This window comes from Oricola cellulosilytica (assembly GCF_019966575.1).
Taxonomy (GTDB): domain Bacteria; phylum Pseudomonadota; class Alphaproteobacteria; order Rhizobiales; family Rhizobiaceae; genus Oricola; species Oricola cellulosilytica.
This window is the reverse complement of the sequence record NZ_JAINFK010000008.1, coordinates 13,216-31,996: the sequence shown is the minus strand read 5'-3', so window position 1 is coordinate 31,996 and position 18,781 is coordinate 13,216. Positions and strand designations below refer to the sequence as shown.

Below are 18,781 nucleotides of genomic sequence, written 5' to 3'. Positions count from 1 at the left end.
TCACGACACGTGCGAAGGACGCCGCCCCCTGGCGGCCTCCCTCGCTATTCTTCCCTTCGTTTCCACAGGATGCCGGAGGCGCGAACCCCCTGGTCCCGAAAGTGGTCCGGACTAGATACTGCACCGGAAAGCGCCTGGAGGCTCCTGTGTACCGCATCTTGATCCTGTTTTTTCTTCTGGTGACTGTCTCGGGCTGCTCCGGCGCCAGTATCCTGAACGCCCTTTCCCGAAGCCCGGACGAGGTTGAGCGGGATATCGCCTATGGACCCTTGGCCCGCCAGCGGCTTGACGTGTACCGTCCTCGCGACGCCGGCGGGAACACGCCTGTTCTGCTTTTCATCCATGGCGGCAGCTGGCAGCACGGCTCGAAGGAGGATTATCCCTTCCTCGGAAGCGCCTTGGCGCGGATCGGCATTGCGACTGTCGTCGCGGATTACCGGCTTCATCCGGAGGTTATCTATCCCTCCTTCGTTGAGGATGTTGCTGCGGCAATCGCCTACACCAAGCGGGAAATCGCCGGGAGTCGCCCGCTTTTCCTGATGGGACACTCCGCCGGCGCGCACATCGCGGCGCTTGCTGCGGGCGATCCGCGGTTTCTGGAGGGCGTCGCGAACATCTGCGACCTCGTGGCGGGTTTCATCGGTATAGCCGGGCCCTACGACTTCAAGTTCACGGAGGACGTCTACAAGCGCATATTCCCGGAGCAGATCCGCGAAACGGCAAAGCCGGTGAACCATGCGTCGGGGTCGTTTCCCCCGGCCCTGCTGCTGCACGGGACCGACGACGACACCGTGCCGCCTCTTCGAAGTGTTCAGATGCAGGAGGCCCTGCGAACCGCCGGAAACATGGTCGATCTGAAGCTCTACGAGGGCGTGAATCACCTGATGATCGTCGGCGCTTTGGCGCCGATCTTGCGAAGCAGGGCGCCCACGCTTGAGGATATTCGGGGGTTTGTGAACAGCCTTTCACAGGGCTCATCGGCCGCATGCGACTAATATTGGCTGGAATTTCAATAATGTACCGGGAATTGTGGCAAGTTCGCCACAGTTGCCGCAAATCCTTCCGGGAAAGGGTCATGTGGACTGACGAGTATTAACGAAGATGTTAACTATTGATTAAGCGATTCGTGCCAACATGAAACAGTGGTGGCATAAAAGACCGACAGCTCCTCCCTCTGCGGTCTTTAAGAAGCCGGGCGATCTTTCTCAAAAAGAAGGTCGCCCGCTTTGTGTCGGAACCGCCGAATCATCCCTCATACGGAATGCGCTGTCCGGCAGGGCGCGCCGCATCAGATCTTCGATCACGCCGCGCTGTTCGTCGAATTCGAGCGTCGCCACGAACCCCATCCTTCCGGAAATCACCAGCTGCGCATAGCCGTGCACCATCGACCAGCACGCCGCGACATCGCGCCAGCCCTCCTCCGACTTGAACACGTGTCTGCCCCGAATGTGGCCCACCGCGTTCACCAGAACCGAGAACGCGGCCTCGGCGTGCCGCGCGAGATCCGGATGGTCGCCGTCCGTGCGCGATCTGCCGAACATGAGCTCCAGCATTTCCGGATTGTCGATCGCGAAGCGAACATAGCCCACCCCTGCGGCGACGAACTGCTCGCTCTTGCCGGGACCAGCCAACGCCTGCTCCCCCCGCATTGTGTCTGCCAGCCGTGAAAATCCAACGGCTGCGACTGCGTCAAGAAGGGCAGTCGCGTCCCGGAAATGATGGGCAGGCGCCGCATGGCTGACCCCGGCGCGCTTGGCGGTCCCGCGAAGCGAGAAGGAATCCACGCCCTTCTCAATGAGTTCGGCCTCGGCCGCTGTCAGCAGCGCGGCGCGCAAATCCCCGTGATGATAGGGCTTTCCCTCCTTGCTTGCCGCCACCATGCCTGCCTCCGCCCCGACGAATCACAAGAGGTTATCTTTTCAGTGGAAAGTACTCAAGCATCCGAGATTCTTGACGCCGTAAAGACCAACTTCCTCCGCCGGGATTTCCGTATTCAACGTTCCAGAAATGCGCCGATCCGCTCGATCGCCCGTTCGATATTCTCGGCCGAGTTGGCGAAGGACAGTCTTATGTACCCCTCTCCGAGCACGCCGAAATCAGGCCCGCCGATCAACGCCACGCCCGCCTTCTCGAGCAGCGCCGAAGCCAGTTTCTTCGCCTTCCATCCAGTGTCCTTCACATTCGGAAACGCATAGAACGCACCTTTCGGCGTCACACAACTCACGTTGGGCAACGCGTTCATCCGCTCCACGACGATGTGCCGGCGCCTGTCGAACGCCGCCATCATCGTTTCCACCGCGTCCTGCGGACCGTCGATTGCCGCTATCCCGGCATATTGCGCCGGCGCGTTCACGCAGGACCAGCAATTGACGGCGAGCTTGCGAACCTTGTCGATCAGCCCGTCCGGCCAGATCGACCAGCCGAGCCGCCATCCCGTCATCGCCCAGGTCTTCGACCAGCCGTTGAGGATGATCAGCCGGTCATGCAATTGCGGATAGGTGAGCAGGGACGTATGGCGTTCGCCGTCATAGGTCATGACGTCGTAGATCTCGTCCGACATGATCGCCACGTCCGGAAATGCCTCCAGCCCCTTCACCAGCGCGTCGATTTCGGACTTCGGCGTCACGCCGCCGGTCGGGTTGGCCGGCGAGTTGAGGATCAGCAACCGGGTCTTCGAAGTGATGAGCGACAGCGTTTCTTCCGCCGAGAACGCAAATCCGTTCTCCTCTCGTATCGGCACGGGCACCGGTGTCGCGCCGGTGAACTCGATCATCGAACGATAGATCGGAAAGCCCGGATCGGGGTAGAGGATCTCCGCGCCCGGCTCGCCGAACATCGTGATCGCTGCATACATCGTCGGCTTGCCGCCCGGCATGATCATGACGCTTTCCGGCGAGACTTCGACGCCAGTCGTCGCCAAGGTCCGTCGAACGACCGCCTCGCGCGCGGGCAGGATGCCGGTGGCGGGCGTATAACCATGATGCCCGTCACGAAGCGCCTTGATCGCGGCCTCGACGATATGTTCCGGCGTTTTGAAATCCGGCTGGCCGATGCCGAGATTGATGATGTCGCGACCCTCGGCGGCGAGGCTGGTGGCGCGGGCGAGCACCGCGAAAGCGTTCTCCTCGCCCATCCGGTCGTAGGCGGCAACCGTTTGAAGCATATTGTTCCCCGGACAATTTCAAGCGTGAACCTCTCTCGCATTGCATCTAGAAAAACGCAATCTGCACGCGCGGAGGGACATTGAAATGGAAGATCTTTCGGCATGGACACCGCGGCCCACCCCGACCAATGCGCCTATGTCCGGATGCTATTTCGCCATTCATCCGTTCGACGCCGAAAGCCATTGTCTTGCACTATGGGAAGCCTTCGGCGGTGAACGGACCAACGAATATCTGTTCCACTTCGGCTGGCCGAAAATGACGTCGTGGCGGGATCTGGCCGGCGAACTCGAACCCCGCAACCAATCCGGTGCTTTCGTTACCTGCGTTTTCTGCGACCGGGAAACCGGCGTGCCAATGGGCATGGCGAACTACATGCGCATCGACGAGAAGAATGGCGTGGTTGAGGTTGGCGCGGTGGCCCACGGCGCGCCGATGGCGCGCAGCCGGGCGGCGACCGAAGCGCATTATCTGATGGCCCGGCGTGTCTTCGACGAGCTCGGCTACCGCCGTTACGAGTGGAAGCTCAACAACGCCAACGAAGCGTCGCACCGAGCCGCGCGCCGTTTCGGCTTTGTGTTCGAGGGAATATTCCGGCAGGCCGAGGTCAAGCCCTATGGCAACCGGGACACGGCTTGGTATTCCTTGATCGACAAGGATTGGCCAGCAGTCAGGCTCGCCTTCGAGACTTGGCTCGCGCCGGAGAATTTCGATGGGCATGGTGGGCAATTGATGTCGCTGTCCTCCCTGACGGCCCGCACGCTCGCAACCGGCGATCTTCGGCTCGTGCGAGCTGGCTCCGATAGCCGGACCATGGTCGAGGAGTTCCAGGCAAAGGCCTATCGGCGCACCCGCGAGGCGATCGGCGGAGAACCCATGCCACTGGAATGGGATTATGGGGACATTTTCGCCCAATGCGAGGTCTGGCTCGCCTCCCGTTCCGAAAAGCTGGTTGGCGTGCTGATCCTGCGGCCCCGCCCGGGCGACCTCTATCTGGAGTCGATCGCCACCGCGCCGGAGGCCGCCGGAACCGGCCTTGGCGCCGCCATGATGACGGCGGCCACCGAACGCGCCCGCGCGCTCGCAAGGCCTGCGGTCCGCCTCGTCACCAATACGCGGAACCCGGCTCAGGATTGGTACAGGCGTGTCGGCTTCGAGGAGGAAAGGGAAGAAGTGCTGTCGGATCGCAAGGCCTTGCATATGGTACTGCGGCTTTGATGAGTGATAGGTTGGACGCGCAGAGGGAGAATCTGAATGGCAGGACAGCTTGAGGGAAAGGTCGCCGTCGTCACGGCGGCCGGCCAGGGGATCGGGCGGGCGATCGCCGAGGCCTTCGTCAGAGAAGGCGCGACAGTCCACGCCTCCGATCTGGACATTGACAAGTTGGAAGGCTTGGACGTCTCCAAGGCTGCGCTCGACGTCACCGATACAGATGCGGTCAAAGCCTATGCAGGTACGGTCGGCGGTGTCGACATCCTAGCAAACGTGGCCGGGTTCGTGCATCACGGAACGGTGCTCGAATGCGATGAGAAGGCCTGGGACTTTTCCTTCGACCTGAACGTCAAATCCATGCACCGGACGATCCAGGCGTTCCTGCCCGAGATGATCACCCGCGCGGAGGCGAACGGCACCTCAGGTTCGATCATCAACATGTCGTCGGGCGCCTCGTCGATCAAGGGCGCCCCCAACCGCTATGTATACGGCGCGACGAAGGCTGCCGTCATCGGCCTGACCAAATCGGTCGCCCAGGATTTTATTCGCCGCAACATCCGCTGCAACGCGATCTGCCCGGGCACGGTTGAGTCCCCCTCATGGCACGCGCGCGTTGAAGAACTGGGTCAATCCGTCGGTGGAACGGACAAGGCCTTGCAGATGTTCGTCGAGCGCCAGCCGATGGGGCGCGTCGGCCGTCCGGAGGAGGTCGCGGCGCTGGCCGTGTATCTGGCGAGCGATGGCGCGGCATTCACCACGGGCACCGCCATTCCGATCGACGGCGGATGGACCTTGTGACGGCTCCAAACGACAACGGCCGGTACGATCGCAAGACCCTCGTCACTGCGGCGCTCCTGCTCGTCGGGTTCGGGGCACTCGTCTATTTTCTCCCGCCGCTGATGCTGATGCTGGGCGGGAACAACCGCTGGATCGCCGGAGCCGTCCTCGCCGCGGTTCTCGTTCTGCCTTTCGCGGGGCTTTGGCTGCGCGGCCGCTATCGCCGGAAGAGAGACTGACATGCGCATTCTGATCACGGGCGCGGCCGGCATGATCGGCCGCAAGCTGACCGCACGCCTCGTCGCCGACGGGATGCTGCGCAAGGAGCAGATTGTCAGCATCCACTTACACGATATCGTCGCGTTCGAGGCGCCCGACGCGCCATTCGACATTACAGTTTTGGCAGGAGACCTTGCCTCCGAAGGCGTAGCCGGGGCGCTGGTGGCCGGAAGGCCGGACGTCATTTTCCATCTTGCCGGAGTCGTATCCGGCGAAGCCGAGACCGATTTCGACAAGGGGTACCGGGCAAATCTTGACGGGACGCGAGCGCTTTTCGATGCCGTTCGGAAAGCGAATGGTTACGTTCCGCGCCTGGTCTATACGTCCTCCATCGCCGTCTTCGGCGCGCCGTTTCCCGAGACGATTGGCGACGATTTCGCGCCTGTGCCACTGACGTCATACGGAACGCAGAAGCTGGTCGGGGAGCTTCTGCTGAACGACTACACCCGCCGCGGTTTCATGGACGGAGTCGGATTGCGGCTGCCGACGATCTGCGTGCGGCCCGGAAAGCCGAACCTTGCGGCATCCGGCTTCTTCTCCTCGATCATCCGCGAACCGCTCGCCGGCAAGGAGGCAGTGCTGCCTGTCTCGCGCAATATCGTTCACACCCATGCAAGTCCGCGTTCGGCCGTCGGTTTTCTGCTTCACGCGGCGGCGCTTGCGGGCGATGCCATCGGACCGCGCCGCAACATCACATTGCCGAGCGTGGCGGTCTCGGTGGCCGGACAGATCGAGGCCCTGCGAGAAATCGCAGGCGACGAGACCTTCCGCTTGATTCGGGAGGAGCGCGATCCAGCCATCGAGGCGATCGTCAATTTCTGGCCGACCCGTTTCGACGCGGCCCGTGCACGTAAGCTTGGCTTCGTCGCCGAGACCGATTTTGCCGAAATCATCCGCGCTCATATCGAGGACGAGTTGGGCGGCTAGGTGGAGGATAAGCTCAGGCGAGCGCCCCGCCGAGCAGCAGCAGCCCGAGCAGCAGCACCAGCGCCGCCCCGCCAATTTCGACCGTCCGATGAACCCGGGCCGACATGGCGCCGGAGCCGGAGACTTTCAGCGCCACATTCTTTGCGGTCACCGCCAGTGTCGCCAGCGCAGAGACGGTAATAGCGGTCCCGAGGGCCATCGCGAAGACCGACAGAACCCCGCCCGCATAGAGGCCGTTCAGGAGCGCGAAGGTCAGCACGATCAGCGCGCCGGAACACGGCCGCAAGCCGACTGCGGCGACCGCTGTCCACGCGGAACGCCAGTGCAGCGGTCCGGCAAGATGTTTCGGGTCAGGCGCGTGAGCATGGCCGCATGTATCGCAACTCCCCCCCTCCCCGTGGTGATGGTGGTGGTCGGCGCTATCTGCCATCGCAGCCACCGGCGACAAGGCCCCCGCCTTCGACGGAACGCGGAGCTTTGTTAGCAGTAGCCACGCTCCGAACAGCGCGATCAGCGCGTAGCTCGCCACTTCCATGAACCATGTTGCATCCGTCATCGAGACAGCGGTCCCGCGCAGCACCAGATAGGCGGCGCCAACCAGCACGATTGCCGAAATCGCCTGAAGAAACGCCGAAATGAAAGAAAGCACGACACCTCGCCGCAGCAGGATCTCGTTGGCCAGCATGTAGGATGAGATCACCGCCTTGCCGTGCCCCGGTCCGGCGGCGTGGAAAATTCCGTATGCGAAGGAAAGGCCGACGAGCAGCCAGGCCGCTCCGCCATCCTCGCGCATCGCTTTCAAGGCATTGGTCATGGCTCGATAGAAGCCGCGCTGCATCTCGTTGATCCAGGCAAAGAGTCCGGCAAAGACGCCGGAGGGCTGCACTGAAACCTCGTTGGACCCTATGCCGAGAGAAGATTGTGCCTGTGCCGCCGCGACCCCCAGTAACAGGATCGCAATCACCGCGCCGAGGCGGGCGGACTTCGCACGGGTCAACTGCACGAGACGTCCATCCGCGTGGCGAAAAGTTTCGACATGTCATTGCCGCCGGGGTCGTTGAAGAACGCCTCGGTCAACTTGTCCTGGTTCTGCGCGATGGCTTCATCTGGATCGGGAATCACCATTTCGTGCCCGCAATTGGCGGGCGCCCCTTCCAGTACCATCTCCTTTTCGTCGAGAAACTCGATCGCTGTGTAGAACGTCGGATCGAACACGCCGAAGGAGGGTTCGTCGGCTATCGCGACCGTCTCGGCCGGAACCGCAGTGAAAAAAATGATCATCTGGCCGTCCTCGAACAGGACCTTGAGATCATCCACCGGCGCGACGCCGACCTCGTTGCCGCTCACCTCGATGCGCTGAAAATAACCGAATTCGGCGATCGAGCCGGTCACCACGCCTGCAACTGTCTCCCGCTCCGCGTCGTCGAGCAGGAGATCGGAGTTGGCGTCGAACTCCAGCATCACCGTCGAGGAAAAAAGTTCGTCAAAACGCCACACGTGACGCAGCCGGTCCACCGTTCCGTCCGGCTTGATGGTGACCTCCAGCCGCGCTTCCGCAAACACATGGGGGTGGGCGCGCGCCGCTCCTTGCGGCAACAGGACACCGGATGCGCAAAGCGCGGCAATGATCGCGGATCGTCTCACGTTGATAAACCTGTCCCACCCGAGTAGTCGAGGCGTGATGCAAGAGCCGAAAATCCCGGCGGCATTATGGCGTCAGCCCTCATGGTTCTTGAACCAGTCGGCCAGGAAATCGACCAGCGCCCGCACCTTGCCCGGCAGATAGCGGCGATGCGGATAGACCACATGGATGCCGGCATCGGTTCTCACGCATTCGGGCAGGACATGAACCAGGGCACCGCTGGCGATCTCGTCGCGGACGATAAAATCCGGCGAAAACGCGAAGCCGAGATGCGAAAGCGCGGCAGCGCGTGCCGCGAGCGGGCTGTTGACTTCGATTGGCCCTGAAACGGTGATCGCCGTGGTTTCGCCGTTCTCGGGCTTCATGACCCAGGTATTTCGCCGCCGCGCATTGGTGTCGACGATGCAGGGCTTGTCCGCCAGATCCTCCGGCTTCTCGGGCATACCGTGCCGTTTGATCGTTTCCGGCGTGGCGACGACGAACACCCGAAAGGGCGCGAGCCGCCGCGCGATCAGCGCTGAATCCTCGAGCGCCGTGATCCGGATCGCGACATCGAACCCCTCCTCCACCAGGTCGACGAACCGGTCGTCGAGGTGGATATCGAGCCCGATCTCCGGGTTGGCGACCACGAAATCGATCAGCGACTGGCCCAGATGGGCATCAGCGAAGGTGCGCGGCGCGGAGAGCTTTATCCGGCCGCGCAGTCCCTCGCGGCTGTCGCGCACCATGTCCTGCAACGTGTCAATGTCGCGGACGATCTCGATGGCACGCCGGTAGTAGGTATGCCCCATTTCGGTCAGCGAAAACTGCCGCGTCGTACGGTTGAGGAGGAGCGCCCCCAACTCGTCTTCCAGTTCCCGCACATATTTCGACAGCAGCGCTTTCGACCGCCCGATCTTGCGCGCTGCCGCGGAGAACCCTTCGTTTTCGACGACCGCGATGAAGGCCCGCATCCGCGTCAGTGTGTCCATCCGGTGGTTCTCCGCTGACCGCTAGCATTTTGCCGGGTGGCAGTGATTGCGTTCGCGCGGAAATCTCCACGCCGATGCTGCCCGGGCGCAGCCACGTATCCCGATTTGCAACTCGGTCGTCAATCCCGGGACGGCGATGCCGAAATTGCCTGATCGGCAGGGCCGGGCACCGTGCAAGGGAAGGATCAGGCGGAACGGATCTCCGCATTCTGCCGCAGACGGCCGGCCAGTCCTTCCGCAATTGCGATCACCGCCCGGTCGCTTCCCTTTGGTCCGAGCACCGAAACGCCGAACGGCGCGCCGTCGACAACTCCCGCCGGAATGCTCATTTGCGGAAAGCCGGTCAGGCCGGAGACGCAGAGCAGCCGAAGCGCCTGCTCGCGATAGGCCTGCCGCGTCTTCGGGTCGCCCGCCGCGAGCGGTGCGGGCCCGGGCATTGTGGGCATGACCAGCATCCTGCGGCTTCCGAGAAAGGCGGCCAGTTCATCCCGCAATGCTGTGCGCGTTATTGTATCTGCGGCGGCTTCTCCGCACGAGATCGGCTCGCCGAAACGGAACCGCTCGGCGATATCCGCCGACACGCGACTGGCGGGATCGCTGACAAAGTCGCCATGCAGTGCCCACGCTTCATAGGCCTGCAGCCGGCGAAACAGCATGTAGTTTTCGTCCACTGCATCAAGGCAGGAGACCGGTTTCGCCGACAGCCCGAGTTTCGTCTTGATTTGATTCCAGTGCGCCACGCTCTCAGCCGCGAGCAGCGCCTCGGCGAAGGCGGGAACCACCAACTCCGGTGCGGCAAGAGCCACCGTGTCCGGCGGCAGGACGACGTCGGCGACACGCTGGAAAATATCTACGTCACGGGCGAACCATCCGAACGTGTCGAAGGACGGAGCCAGCCCGCGCGCATGGTCGAGCCCGATGGCGCCATGCGTCGGTCGCAAACCGAAAAGCCCGCAGAAGCTCGCCGGCCCGCGCACCGAGCCGCCGGTGTCCGATCCGATTGCGAAATCGCAAAGCCCGGCCGCGACCGCCGCTGCCGAGCCGCTCGACGATCCTCCGGTCACCCGATCCGGCGCCGCGCTGTTGATCGGCCGCCGGTAGTGGGCATTCTCGCCCATCAGCGAAAAGGTCAGTTCGTCGCACTGGGTCTTGCCGACCATCCGCGCGCCCGCGTCCAGCAGCCGCTGGATAACCGAATTGGTCTCGGTTGCCGGCTCGGCCCGCTCGAGAATGACCGGATTGCCGAAGCCGGTCCTCAATCCGGCGACGTCATACATGTCCTTGACCGCAAAGGTCAGTCCGGCAAGCGCGCCAGCCTCAGCATGCGCGACCGGACTGTCGAACCCGTGCGGCATGAATGCATGCACCGCGTCCCTGATCGCGTCGTCCATCGCCGTTCCTCTCCTTGGTCGTCGGCCGATGTGACATGCAGAAAAAAATTTCTGCAATGCCGAATTATTCATTGATCCGAAACCTGTATGCGATTATCTGCGCTTCACCCAAAGTCGCATGTGCCTGTGGGTGTCCGCCGATCCCTCGAATGGTGAGGGATGGGTAAGGTACCCGGAGCTAACCCCTCCGGTCGCTTCCCGGCCAACCGGACGAGCGAGGACATCTTGAAGCAACGACGGTCGGGTCTATCGATCACTCGTCTGGCGGTCCAAACGCCGGGGTAGTTGAGAGACACTTACCATCCTTGCCAAACGTGCGGTCGGGCGATCCCACCAATCAATGGCAAATCAAGGCCGGTCAGACCGGCCTGAGATTTCACGCGGTTCTTGCCGGCCGGCGCATATGCGTCTGTCGTGACAGAACCGCAAATTTTGACGCGGCACGCGCCGCACGGAATTGCCGATTGGGAAGAGACATGACGACTGCTCGCATCCACGACTTCTTCGCCACCCGCCGTCCGGCCTCCCCATGCCTGGTCGTCGACCTCGACGTGGTTCACGACAACTACAAGGCATTCGAGAAGGCGCTGCCCGACTCGCGCATCTATTACGCCGTGAAGGCCAACCCGGCGCCGGAGATCCTGCGCCTGCTGGCCACGCTCGGCTCGTCCTTCGACACCGCCTCCGTAGCGGAAATCGAGATGGCGCTCGAAGCCGGTGCCACGCCTGACCGCATCTCCTTCGGTAACACCATCAAGAAGGAGCGCGACATCGCGCGCGCCCACGAACTTGGCATCTCGCTGTTTGCGGTCGACTGCGTCGAAGAGGTTGAGAAAGTCGCCCGCGCAGCTCCCGGCGCCCGCGTGTTTTGCCGTGTCCTGACCGACGGCGAGGGTGCCGAGTGGCCGCTGTCACGCAAATTCGGTTGCGTTCCGGCGATGGCCGTCGACGTGCTGGCGCAGGCCGCCCGTCTCGGTCTCGACGCCTACGGTGTGTCCTTCCATGTCGGTTCCCAGATGACCAATCTCGACGCTTGGGACAAGGCGCTAGCCGATGCGCGGATGGTCTTCGAGGCGATGCTGGAAAAAGGCATCCAATTGAAGATGGTCAACATGGGCGGCGGCTTCCCGACCCGCTATCTCAAGGACGTGCCGTCGGCGCAGGCCTATGGCCGGGCCATCTTCGACGCCTTGCGCAAGCATTTCGGCAACCGCATTCCCGAAACCATCATCGAGCCGGGCCGCGGCATGGTCGGCAATGCCGGTGTCATCAAGTCGGAAGTCGTTCTGGTCTCGAAGAAGTCCGACAACGACAATGTCCGCTGGGTCTATCTGGACATCGGCAAGTTCGGGGGCCTCGCCGAAACCATGGACGAGGCGATCCGCTACAACATCGTCACCGATCGCGACGGCGACGCGTCGGAACCCTGCGTCCTCGCCGGCCCGACCTGCGATTCCGCCGACGTGATGTATGAGAAGAACCCCTACCCCCTGCCGCTCACATTGACGGTCGGCGACGAGGTTCTGATCGAGGGCACCGGCGCCTACACGACGACCTATTCGGCCGTCGCTTTCAACGGCTTCGAGCCGCTGAAATCCTATGTCATCTGACTCCGCCATCGGGATTACGCACATGGAACCGCTTGTTCAAGACGGCGAAGCTGTCGCCATCGAGCAGGAAGCCCCGGGGGACGTGGCTGCGCGCGACATGCTGCTCGACCGCGCCATGGGCCCGCGCTGGAGGAAAAAGACTTCGCAGAAGATCCGCCAGGGAAGGCGCCCGGCGGACGGTCTGGCATTCGTTGCGAGGAGCGCCGACGGTGGTCTCGCAGCGACTGTCCGGCTGTGGAACATCGAGGCCGGCATCGACCCCTTCGGCCGTCCGGTTCCGGCGCTTCTGCTCGGCCCGCTCGCCATTGACCCCGCTCTGAAGGGCTGCGGCGTCGGCGCGGCGCTGATGCGCCACGCGATTGCCGAAGCCGCCCGCCTTGGCCACGGCGCGGTCCTGCTGGTGGGTGACGCGCCCTACTACGAGCGCTTCGGCTTCACCTGCGCGAAGACCGGCGCCATCGCGCTGCCCGGACCGGTCGAGCGCGAACGGTTCCTGGCGGTCGAACTCGTCGAGGGCTGGCTCGACGGTGCTGCGGGCATGGTCGTGCCGACCGGCCGCTACGTGACGAAATCAAGGGTACGGGCGACGGCAATCGCCGCCTGACCGCCTGCCTCTAGTCTCCGACGGCGAGGTCGCGCTGATAGCCCCTCGCCTTCCCGCCGCCGGTTGCCCCACTCCCGGGCATCGCCTCAAACAGATCAGCGATACATCATTCCCGGACCGTAGCCGGGCCCGTACATACCGGGTCCGAACATCCCCGGACCGGCTCCCATCATGCCCATGCCCATCATCGGCAGCACAAGCTCATCGGCGGCCTTCTTCTGGTCATCATCGAGAACGGCATAGAGCGTCTCGACGGATACCCTGACCTTCTTGATTTCCTCAAGCTGCGCCGACATGTGCTTTTCCTGGAATTCCAGGCGCGCCGGAAGGCCGCTCTTCAGATAGGTCCCGTCCTGCAACTGCCGGAACATGTCGCGCATCGTCTTCGTGTGGCTCTCGAGCGACTCGCTGACGGTTTTCGCGGTTTCGTCCCAGGCGTCCGACTGTTCGGCGGTGATTTTCAGCTCGGTTTTGAGAAATGCGAGCCTCGCCTCGATGCCGCCGTACATTCCACCCGGGCCGAATCTCCCGGAGCCGTCGCCCCAACCCCAGCCGGGCATCATGCTGCCCGCACCATAACCCGGTTGCCAGCCGCCTCCCTCATAATGGGCCGCGGCAGGAACGGCAGCCATGGCCGCCACTGCGCCTGCAATCGCCAATGTCTTCAATGCGCGATATGTGATTTTCATCGTCTTCGCCTCGCTCTTCATGCGAAAGGCCCCAAGCCTTTCGACCGAAGCCGATCATATGCTTCGGCCAAGGGCCCGCTTTGATCGGCGTCAACCCGCTTCGCGACGAGCGTCCCGGCCTGCCAGCCAGTCACGCGCTTTCATCAGGTCCTGGGCCAAATTCGCGCGTTCGCGCGCCTTGCCCGCCTGATCCGGAATGCGCAGCAGAAACGAGGGGTGATAGGTTAGCAGAACGGGCAATCCATCCGCGGCGCGCGGCTGAATGGAGCCGCGCTCCCGCATGATCCCGCCCCGACGGCCGAGCAGCGCCGCGGCCGCGGTCGCGCCAAGCGCGACCAGCAGCTTCGGCCCGACCAGTTCGATCTCCTTTTCAAGCCACCAGCGGCACTGTTCGACTTCTCCCGCATTCGGTGTCTGATGTATGCGGCGCTTGCCGCGCGGCTCGAACTTGAAGTGCTTCACTGCGTTTGTGACATAGGCATCCGACCGATCGATTCCGACCTCGGCCAAAATCTGATCGAGCAATTGACCCGCCGGCCCGACGAACGGGCGACCCTCTATATCCTCCTGATCACCAGGTTGCTCGCCTACGAAAAGGAGATCCGCGTCCGCCGGGCCCTCGCCGAATACCGCCTGTGTTGCGCCTCGGTAGAGCGGACAGCGGGTGCAGCCGGCTGTGGCGGCTCGCAGTTCCTCAAGTGTCTTCGCCTCAGGCGTATGCGCGGATTCGTCAGCCATGTCCTTCACGCTGTTCCAGTACCGCGCCTGAACCGACCTGTGGCTTGGCGGGGGTAACGTCGGCGCCCTCTCGATCATCGCTTCATGCGCTTTTCCCGCGCCGGCGATCAGGCCGGGAATGAGATCGGCTTCCGGCATGTTCTTCCAGTACTTTTTCGGCATTTCCGCCTGCATCGCCTTCACTTTCAGGCGCGCCGGATTGAAAATGGAGGAGAAATACGTCTTCCAGAGATCTTCGGTCGCATCGTCGGGCGGCAGATCGGCTTTCTTCGCGCCGGGCCCGACGGACAGGGTCTCCCCGTCCCATCGCGCAGATCGGTCGGGCGTCAGAATTGCCCATTTCATGCCGGTGAACCGTTTAACGAAAAACTCCGCATTCCGCTGGACGATGTGATGCTCCGGTTCGAACCATGCGACAAAGCGCTCCTCGGCGCCCTCGCCGATTTTCCGAAACCGCACGAACGCGCGCATCTTGTGAACGTCGCGACCGATGGATTTCTCCATCGCCTCCATCTGACGGACATCAGGGTCGGTCGCGAACTTCAGCAGTTCCTTGTTTTCAGCGAGCCGCAACAACATGCGATACATAAACGCGAACCGCTGTGGGTCGCGGTGGCAGACAAGGCTCCCTGCCCGTTCCACGAATTCCCTTGTGATATTCAGAACAGCCGCATTCGAAGCGGGCGGGACCGGATCGCCGCGGATGCCGAACAGATCCTCGTCGGCAGATCCCTCGACCTGCCAAACCACCTCCGCCGGGGCGATGCCATTTAAAGCGAGCGCGCGCGCCGCCCTCCGCCATCCGTCGAAATCCGTTTCATGCTCGAGTCTGGCGGTGATCATCGGAAGAGCGAAAGTTGCTCCTCGCGCCCGACCAGGCGCGATCGAAGGTCGAGCCGGTCGATTGTGCCGCCAGGCGACCATCCTTCCGCGACGATGAAGGAGCGCACCTTGTCGATCGACTGGCAGACCCGGCTGACGTCTTCAAGTCGCAGCCTCGCGTACCGGCGGCTCGACAGGATGCGTGTCACAGCCTTGCTTCCCAAGCCGGGCACGCGCAAAAGCGTCTCGCGGTCGGCGCGGTTTATGTCGACCGGAAATTCAGCGCGGTTGCGCAGCGCCCATGCGAGCTTTGGATCGATGTCGAGATCGAGCATCCCCGTTTTCGCTCCAGCCAGGATTTCCTGCTGTTCGAACCCGTAGAACCGCATCAGCCAGTCGGCCTGGTAAAGCCGGTGCTCGCGCATCAGCGGTGGTCTGACCAGCGGCAATCCTCTGGACGCATCGGGAATGGGCGAAAAAGCGGAATAGTAGACCCGTTTCAAGTGATACGATCCGTAAAGCCGGGCGCTCGTCTGCAGGATCGTGTTGTCGTTCGAATTGTCGGCGCCGACGATCATCTGGGTCGACTGCCCTCCCGGCGCAAACCGCTGTCTGCGTCCCGTGCGCTCTACCGGCTCGCTCTTCTCCTCGATGAAGCTGCGCAGCCGCGCCATGGACTTGCGAATCTCGCCGGGACGTTTTTCCGGCGCCAACACGTTGATGCTGGCGTCCGTCGGCAATTCCACATTGATGGAAAGCCGGTCCGCATGGCGGCCGGCCGCTTCTATCAAAATCGGATCACAATCGGGAATTGTCTTGAGGTGGATATAACCGGCGAATTTCTCGTCCTCGCGCAACCGCCGCGCCACCTCGACCATTTCGCCCATCGTCTCGTCGGGCGAGCGGATGACACCGGAGGACAGAAAAAGCCCTTCGATATAATTGCGCTTGTAGAAGTCGAGCGTCAGCTTCACCACCTCATCGACGGAAAACCGCGCCCTGCGCGTGTTCGACGACGAGCGATTGATGCAATACCTGCAGTCGTAGATGCAGAAGTTGGTCAGCAGAATCTTCAGCAGTGATATGCAGCGCCCGTCCGGCGCGTAGGCGTGGCAGATTCCGGCCCCCGTGACGGATCCAATTCCACCGGAAGCTCTGGAGTCGCGCCTTGTCGAACCGGACGACGCGCAGGACGCGTCGTATTTGGCCGCATCCGAAAGGATCTCGAGTTTCTGAATGACGGAGAGTTGGCCCATTTGTTCATCTTATGTTCCAATCTTCTCCCGCGCCATATACTTTGACACATCGATTAGGAAAAAGCCGGCGCTGATCCTTACCCGCGAATGTCGATCACACCGCAATCCCCGGCTTCCGACCCGAAGGCAATGCGGTAGCCCTTGTCGTCCCATGTCATCGAGGTGATCGGCCCTTTGCCGCCGCGGCGCAGCAGAATTTCCTTGGCGTCCGTGAAGCGCACCGCAAGCACCATACCGTCCGCGTAGCCGATCGCCACGATGTCCTCGGTCGGGTGGCAGACGACGGACGACACCAGCGAATCGCCCCGTGTGCCGAGTTCCAGCGGCGCCTTGCCCATCGGGCCATCCTTGCCCTGGAACGGCCAGACGATTGCGGCGGGCGCTCCCGAGGTCGCCAGCCATTTGCCCTTGGCCGACCACGACCAGCTCTTGACCTTGGCCGGATAGCCGGACATCCGCATGTGCTTCATGTCGGCGAGCCGCCAGCCGTGGAGTGCGTTCTCCTGCATTGTGGTGACGACATATTTGCCGTCCGGCGAGAACATCACGGCGGTATGCGCGCCTTTCCATTCGAGATCGATTGGCTGCCCTGCGGCCGTCACCCAATGCAGCGTCCCGCCATTGTACCGCGCTGTCGCCAGGCGCAGTCCTTTGGGCGCAAAGGCTAGTCCCTCGATCGAGCGCTCCTCGGCAAAGTCTTTCACGGTGCCGTCATTCAGGCGCACATGGGCGTTCTTGCCTGCGGAAAAGCCCACCGCGCCTTGCGGCCCTGCCGCGAGCGCCGACACCCACTTCCTGCCGACCGAACCGATCTCGGCGGCCGTTCCGCCTGCATTCAGCGCCCGCACCAGCCCGTCCTCGCCACCGGTGATCAGCGCCTTGCCGTCAAGGGTCCTGACCGCACATGTCAGGCCATCATGCATCTCGACCGCATGATGGCCGTGATCGAGCCGGTGCACCGTGCCGTCGGCCAGCGCGTAAACCGGAACCTCGCCTATAAACGATGCGAAGAGGCAATATCCGTCGAGATCGAGGGGCGCGACTGTTGGCATGGGGCTGCAGGTACTTTTGTGAAGATGAGGATGCGGCGAACGACTTCTCCGGAATGCGGGGCCGCGTCAACCCGACATATCCTCAACTTAGATCGGTGCCCGGGTTTCATTTGCCGGCGAGTTGACTAAAGTTCGCCTTCCGTAAGCTTCAAGAGGGAGGGTTCCTTGCCGCACCGTTTCAAGATTGTCAGCCGGAAGAACGGCCAGTTCGCAGCACAGTTCGTGTACAATTCCGAGATCATGTTTTGGTCGGAAAGCTATGCCGGCAAGGCAAGCGCCCAGAACTGCATCGATTCCCTCAAGAAAAACGCCCCCGGCGCGGCCACGGCCGATCTGACCAAGGACGAGAAGGGGTCCGGTTACCGTTTCGAGATTGCCGGCTCCAAGGATGGCCAGACCTTCGTGCGGTTTGTCGCTTCCAACGGCGAGACGATGGTTCGCACGGAGACCTACAAGTCCAAGTCGAGTTCCAAGAACGCCATTGCGTCCCTGCAGAAAAACGGTCCCCGCGCCGAGGTCGTCGACGAGACCTGACGCCCGCTTAGGGGCCCGCGCGGGTTACACCGCGCAGGCCTGAAACGTCCGCTCCAGTTTTTCGCGGTCGAGTTCCCGGCCGATGAATACGATCCGGCTTTCGCGCTTTTCGCCGTCCTTCCATGCGCGCTCGTGATCGCCCTCGACGATCATGTGCACGCCCTGCACGACATAGCGCTGCGGCTCGTTCGGAAACGCGATGATGCCCTTCAGGCGAAGGATGTTCGGCCCGTCGAGCTGCGTGATCTTCTGGATCCACGGCATGAATTTCTGCGGATCGACCTCGCCCGTGCGCAGCGAGACGGACTGGATGGTCGTTCCGTGGATGCCCGGCCCGTGATCATGGTGACGATGGTGATCGCCATCGCCGTGGTGATGATCATGCCCGTGGGCATGATCATGATCGCATTCCGGGCCGCAGACATGATCCGGATCGTCGTGATCGAGAAAATGCGGATCGCTCTCCAGCGCCCGCTGCAGGTCGAACGCGCCGCGGTCGAGTATTTCCGGCAAGGCGATTCCCGCCCGTTCGGTGCGGTGGATCCGCGCATGCGGATTGATTGTCCGGATCGCGTGCTCGAGACCGTGCAACTCTTCCTCGGACACGAGATCGGTCTTGTTCAGAAGGATCACGTCGGCAAACGCGATCTGGTCCTCCGCCTCGCGTGAATCCTTCAGCCGCATCGCCACGTGCTTGGCGTCGACGAGCGCCACCACCGCGTCGAGGCGGGTCTTCGCACGAACATCGTCGTCCATGAAGAATGTCTGCGCGACCGGCGCCGGATCGGCGAGTCCGGTGGTCTCCACCACGATCGCGTCGAAGCGACCGGGCCGGCGCATCAGCCCTTCGACGACGCGCACGAGATCGCCGCGCACCGTGCAGCACACGCAGCCATTGTTCATCTCGTAGATTTCCTCGTCGCTTTCCACGATGAGGTCGTTGTCGATGCCGATTTCGCCGAATTCGTTGACGATCACCGCGTAACGCTTGCCGTGATCCTCCGAGAGGATGCGGTTGAGAAGCGTCGTTTTGCCCGATCCGAGGTAGCCGGTCAGCACGGTTACGGGAATGGATGTCTGGGTGTCGCTCGATGGGGTGTCTGACATGAAGGCCTC

19 protein-coding genes are annotated in these 18,781 nt (G+C 62.6%); 8 read left to right on the top strand and 11 right to left on the bottom strand.

Features of this window, described 5'->3' with window-relative positions; genetic code table 11:
- The first annotated feature begins 146 nt into the window (after positions 1-146).
- A complete protein-coding gene (locus tag LC298_RS16845; RefSeq protein WP_158284805.1) occupies positions 147-995 on the top strand; it encodes an alpha/beta hydrolase in 849 nt (282 codons plus the stop codon).
- Positions 996-1,205: 210 nt separating this feature from the next.
- Here the strand turns inward: LC298_RS16845 and LC298_RS16840 are convergent, their stop codons facing one another.
- Together LC298_RS16840 and LC298_RS16835 are read right to left on the bottom strand one after the other, a co-directional pair.
- Positions 1,206-1,880, bottom strand: a complete 675-nt coding sequence (locus LC298_RS16840; RefSeq protein ID WP_131571289.1) for a TetR/AcrR family transcriptional regulator — start codon at positions 1,878-1,880, stop codon at positions 1,206-1,208.
- Positions 1,881-1,993: 113 nt separating this feature from the next.
- Positions 1,994-3,163, bottom strand: coding sequence for a pyridoxal phosphate-dependent aminotransferase (locus tag LC298_RS16835; RefSeq protein ID WP_131571286.1), 1,170 nt, complete (start codon positions 3,161-3,163; stop codon positions 1,994-1,996).
- 85 nt (positions 3,164-3,248) lie between these two features.
- On the opposite strand from LC298_RS16835, the gene LC298_RS16830 reads away from it, so the two are divergent.
- From LC298_RS16830 to denD, 4 genes are read left to right on the top strand one after another with little or no spacing between them, the layout of a single operon-like run.
- Positions 3,249-4,379, top strand: a complete 1,131-nt coding sequence (locus LC298_RS16830; RefSeq protein WP_131571283.1) for a GNAT family N-acetyltransferase — start codon at positions 3,249-3,251, stop codon at positions 4,377-4,379.
- Between the two features lie 36 nt (positions 4,380-4,415).
- A complete protein-coding gene (locus LC298_RS16825; RefSeq protein ID WP_131571280.1) occupies positions 4,416-5,171 on the top strand; it encodes an SDR family oxidoreductase in 756 nt (251 codons plus the stop codon).
- A complete protein-coding gene (locus tag LC298_RS16820) occupies positions 5,168-5,389 on the top strand; it encodes a hypothetical protein (protein ID WP_131571276.1) in 222 nt (73 codons plus the stop codon). The genes LC298_RS16825 and LC298_RS16820 overlap by 4 nt, the downstream gene beginning before the upstream one ends.
- A gap of 1 nt (position 5,390) precedes the next feature.
- Positions 5,391-6,356: a D-erythronate dehydrogenase gene (gene denD / locus LC298_RS16815; RefSeq protein ID WP_131571273.1), complete on the top strand. Its 966-nt coding sequence runs from the start codon at positions 5,391-5,393 to the stop codon at positions 6,354-6,356.
- Positions 6,357-6,369: 13 nt separating this feature from the next.
- On the opposite strand, the gene LC298_RS16810 is transcribed toward denD, so the two are convergent.
- The 4 genes from LC298_RS16810 to LC298_RS16795 all read right to left on the bottom strand — a co-directional run bounded on the left by LC298_RS16810 (position 6,370) and on the right by LC298_RS16795 (position 10,360).
- The gene (locus tag LC298_RS16810; protein ID WP_199223348.1) at positions 6,370-7,353 is read right to left on the bottom strand and encodes a nickel/cobalt transporter; all 984 of its coding nucleotides are present in this window, start codon (positions 7,351-7,353) and stop codon (positions 6,370-6,372) included.
- Positions 7,350-8,000, bottom strand: coding sequence for a DUF1007 family protein (locus tag LC298_RS16805; RefSeq protein WP_223385716.1), 651 nt, complete (start codon positions 7,998-8,000; stop codon positions 7,350-7,352). Before LC298_RS16805 ends, LC298_RS16810 begins: the two co-directional genes overlap by 4 nt.
- Positions 8,001-8,072: 72 nt before the next feature.
- A complete protein-coding gene (locus tag LC298_RS16800; RefSeq protein ID WP_131571265.1) occupies positions 8,073-8,969 on the bottom strand; it encodes a LysR family transcriptional regulator in 897 nt (298 codons plus the stop codon).
- A 185-nt stretch (positions 8,970-9,154) separates the two neighbouring features.
- Positions 9,155-10,360 (bottom strand): amidase, encoded by a 1,206-nt coding sequence (locus LC298_RS16795; RefSeq protein WP_131571262.1) that lies wholly within the window; start codon positions 10,358-10,360, stop codon positions 9,155-9,157.
- 476 nt (positions 10,361-10,836) lie between these two features.
- On the opposite strand from LC298_RS16795, the gene odc2 reads away from it, so the two are divergent.
- The gene (gene odc2, locus LC298_RS16790; RefSeq protein WP_131571259.1) at positions 10,837-11,970 is read left to right on the top strand and encodes an ornithine/lysine decarboxylase; all 1,134 of its coding nucleotides are present in this window, start codon (positions 10,837-10,839) and stop codon (positions 11,968-11,970) included.
- Between the two features lie 22 nt (positions 11,971-11,992).
- Entirely contained in the window at positions 11,993-12,574 is a 582-nt protein-coding gene (locus tag LC298_RS16785; RefSeq protein ID WP_131571257.1) for a GNAT family N-acetyltransferase, read from the top strand.
- Between the two features lie 95 nt (positions 12,575-12,669).
- Here the strand turns inward: LC298_RS16785 and LC298_RS16780 are convergent, their stop codons facing one another.
- The 4 genes from LC298_RS16780 to LC298_RS16765 all read right to left on the bottom strand — a co-directional run bounded on the left by LC298_RS16780 (position 12,670) and on the right by LC298_RS16765 (position 17,131).
- Positions 12,670-13,263, bottom strand: coding sequence for a Spy/CpxP family protein refolding chaperone (locus tag LC298_RS16780; protein WP_223385715.1), 594 nt, complete (start codon positions 13,261-13,263; stop codon positions 12,670-12,672).
- A 90-nt stretch (positions 13,264-13,353) separates the two neighbouring features.
- Positions 13,354-14,844: a UdgX family uracil-DNA binding protein gene (locus tag LC298_RS16775; RefSeq protein ID WP_131571254.1), complete on the bottom strand. Its 1,491-nt coding sequence runs from the start codon at positions 14,842-14,844 to the stop codon at positions 13,354-13,356.
- Entirely contained in the window at positions 14,841-16,079 is a 1,239-nt protein-coding gene (locus LC298_RS16770) for a putative DNA modification/repair radical SAM protein (protein ID WP_131571251.1), read from the bottom strand. Before LC298_RS16770 ends, LC298_RS16775 begins: the two co-directional genes overlap by 4 nt.
- 77 nt (positions 16,080-16,156) lie before the next feature.
- On the bottom strand, positions 16,157-17,131 hold the full coding sequence (locus tag LC298_RS16765; RefSeq protein ID WP_131571249.1) for a WD40 repeat domain-containing protein: 975 nt from the start codon (positions 17,129-17,131) through the stop codon (positions 16,157-16,159).
- Positions 17,132-17,296: 165 nt separating this feature from the next.
- Here LC298_RS16765 and LC298_RS18230 point away from each other — a divergent pair, with 165 nt between their 5' ends.
- A complete protein-coding gene (locus tag LC298_RS18230; RefSeq protein ID WP_199223344.1) occupies positions 17,297-17,665 on the top strand; it encodes a YegP family protein in 369 nt (122 codons plus the stop codon).
- Positions 17,666-17,689: 24 nt separating this feature from the next.
- Here LC298_RS18230 and LC298_RS16750 read toward each other — a convergent pair whose 3' ends face one another.
- Complete coding sequence (locus tag LC298_RS16750; protein WP_131571246.1) at positions 17,690-18,772, bottom strand: CobW family GTP-binding protein; 1,083 nt, start codon at positions 18,770-18,772, stop codon at positions 17,690-17,692.
- Between the last annotated feature and the right edge of the window lie 9 nt (positions 18,773-18,781).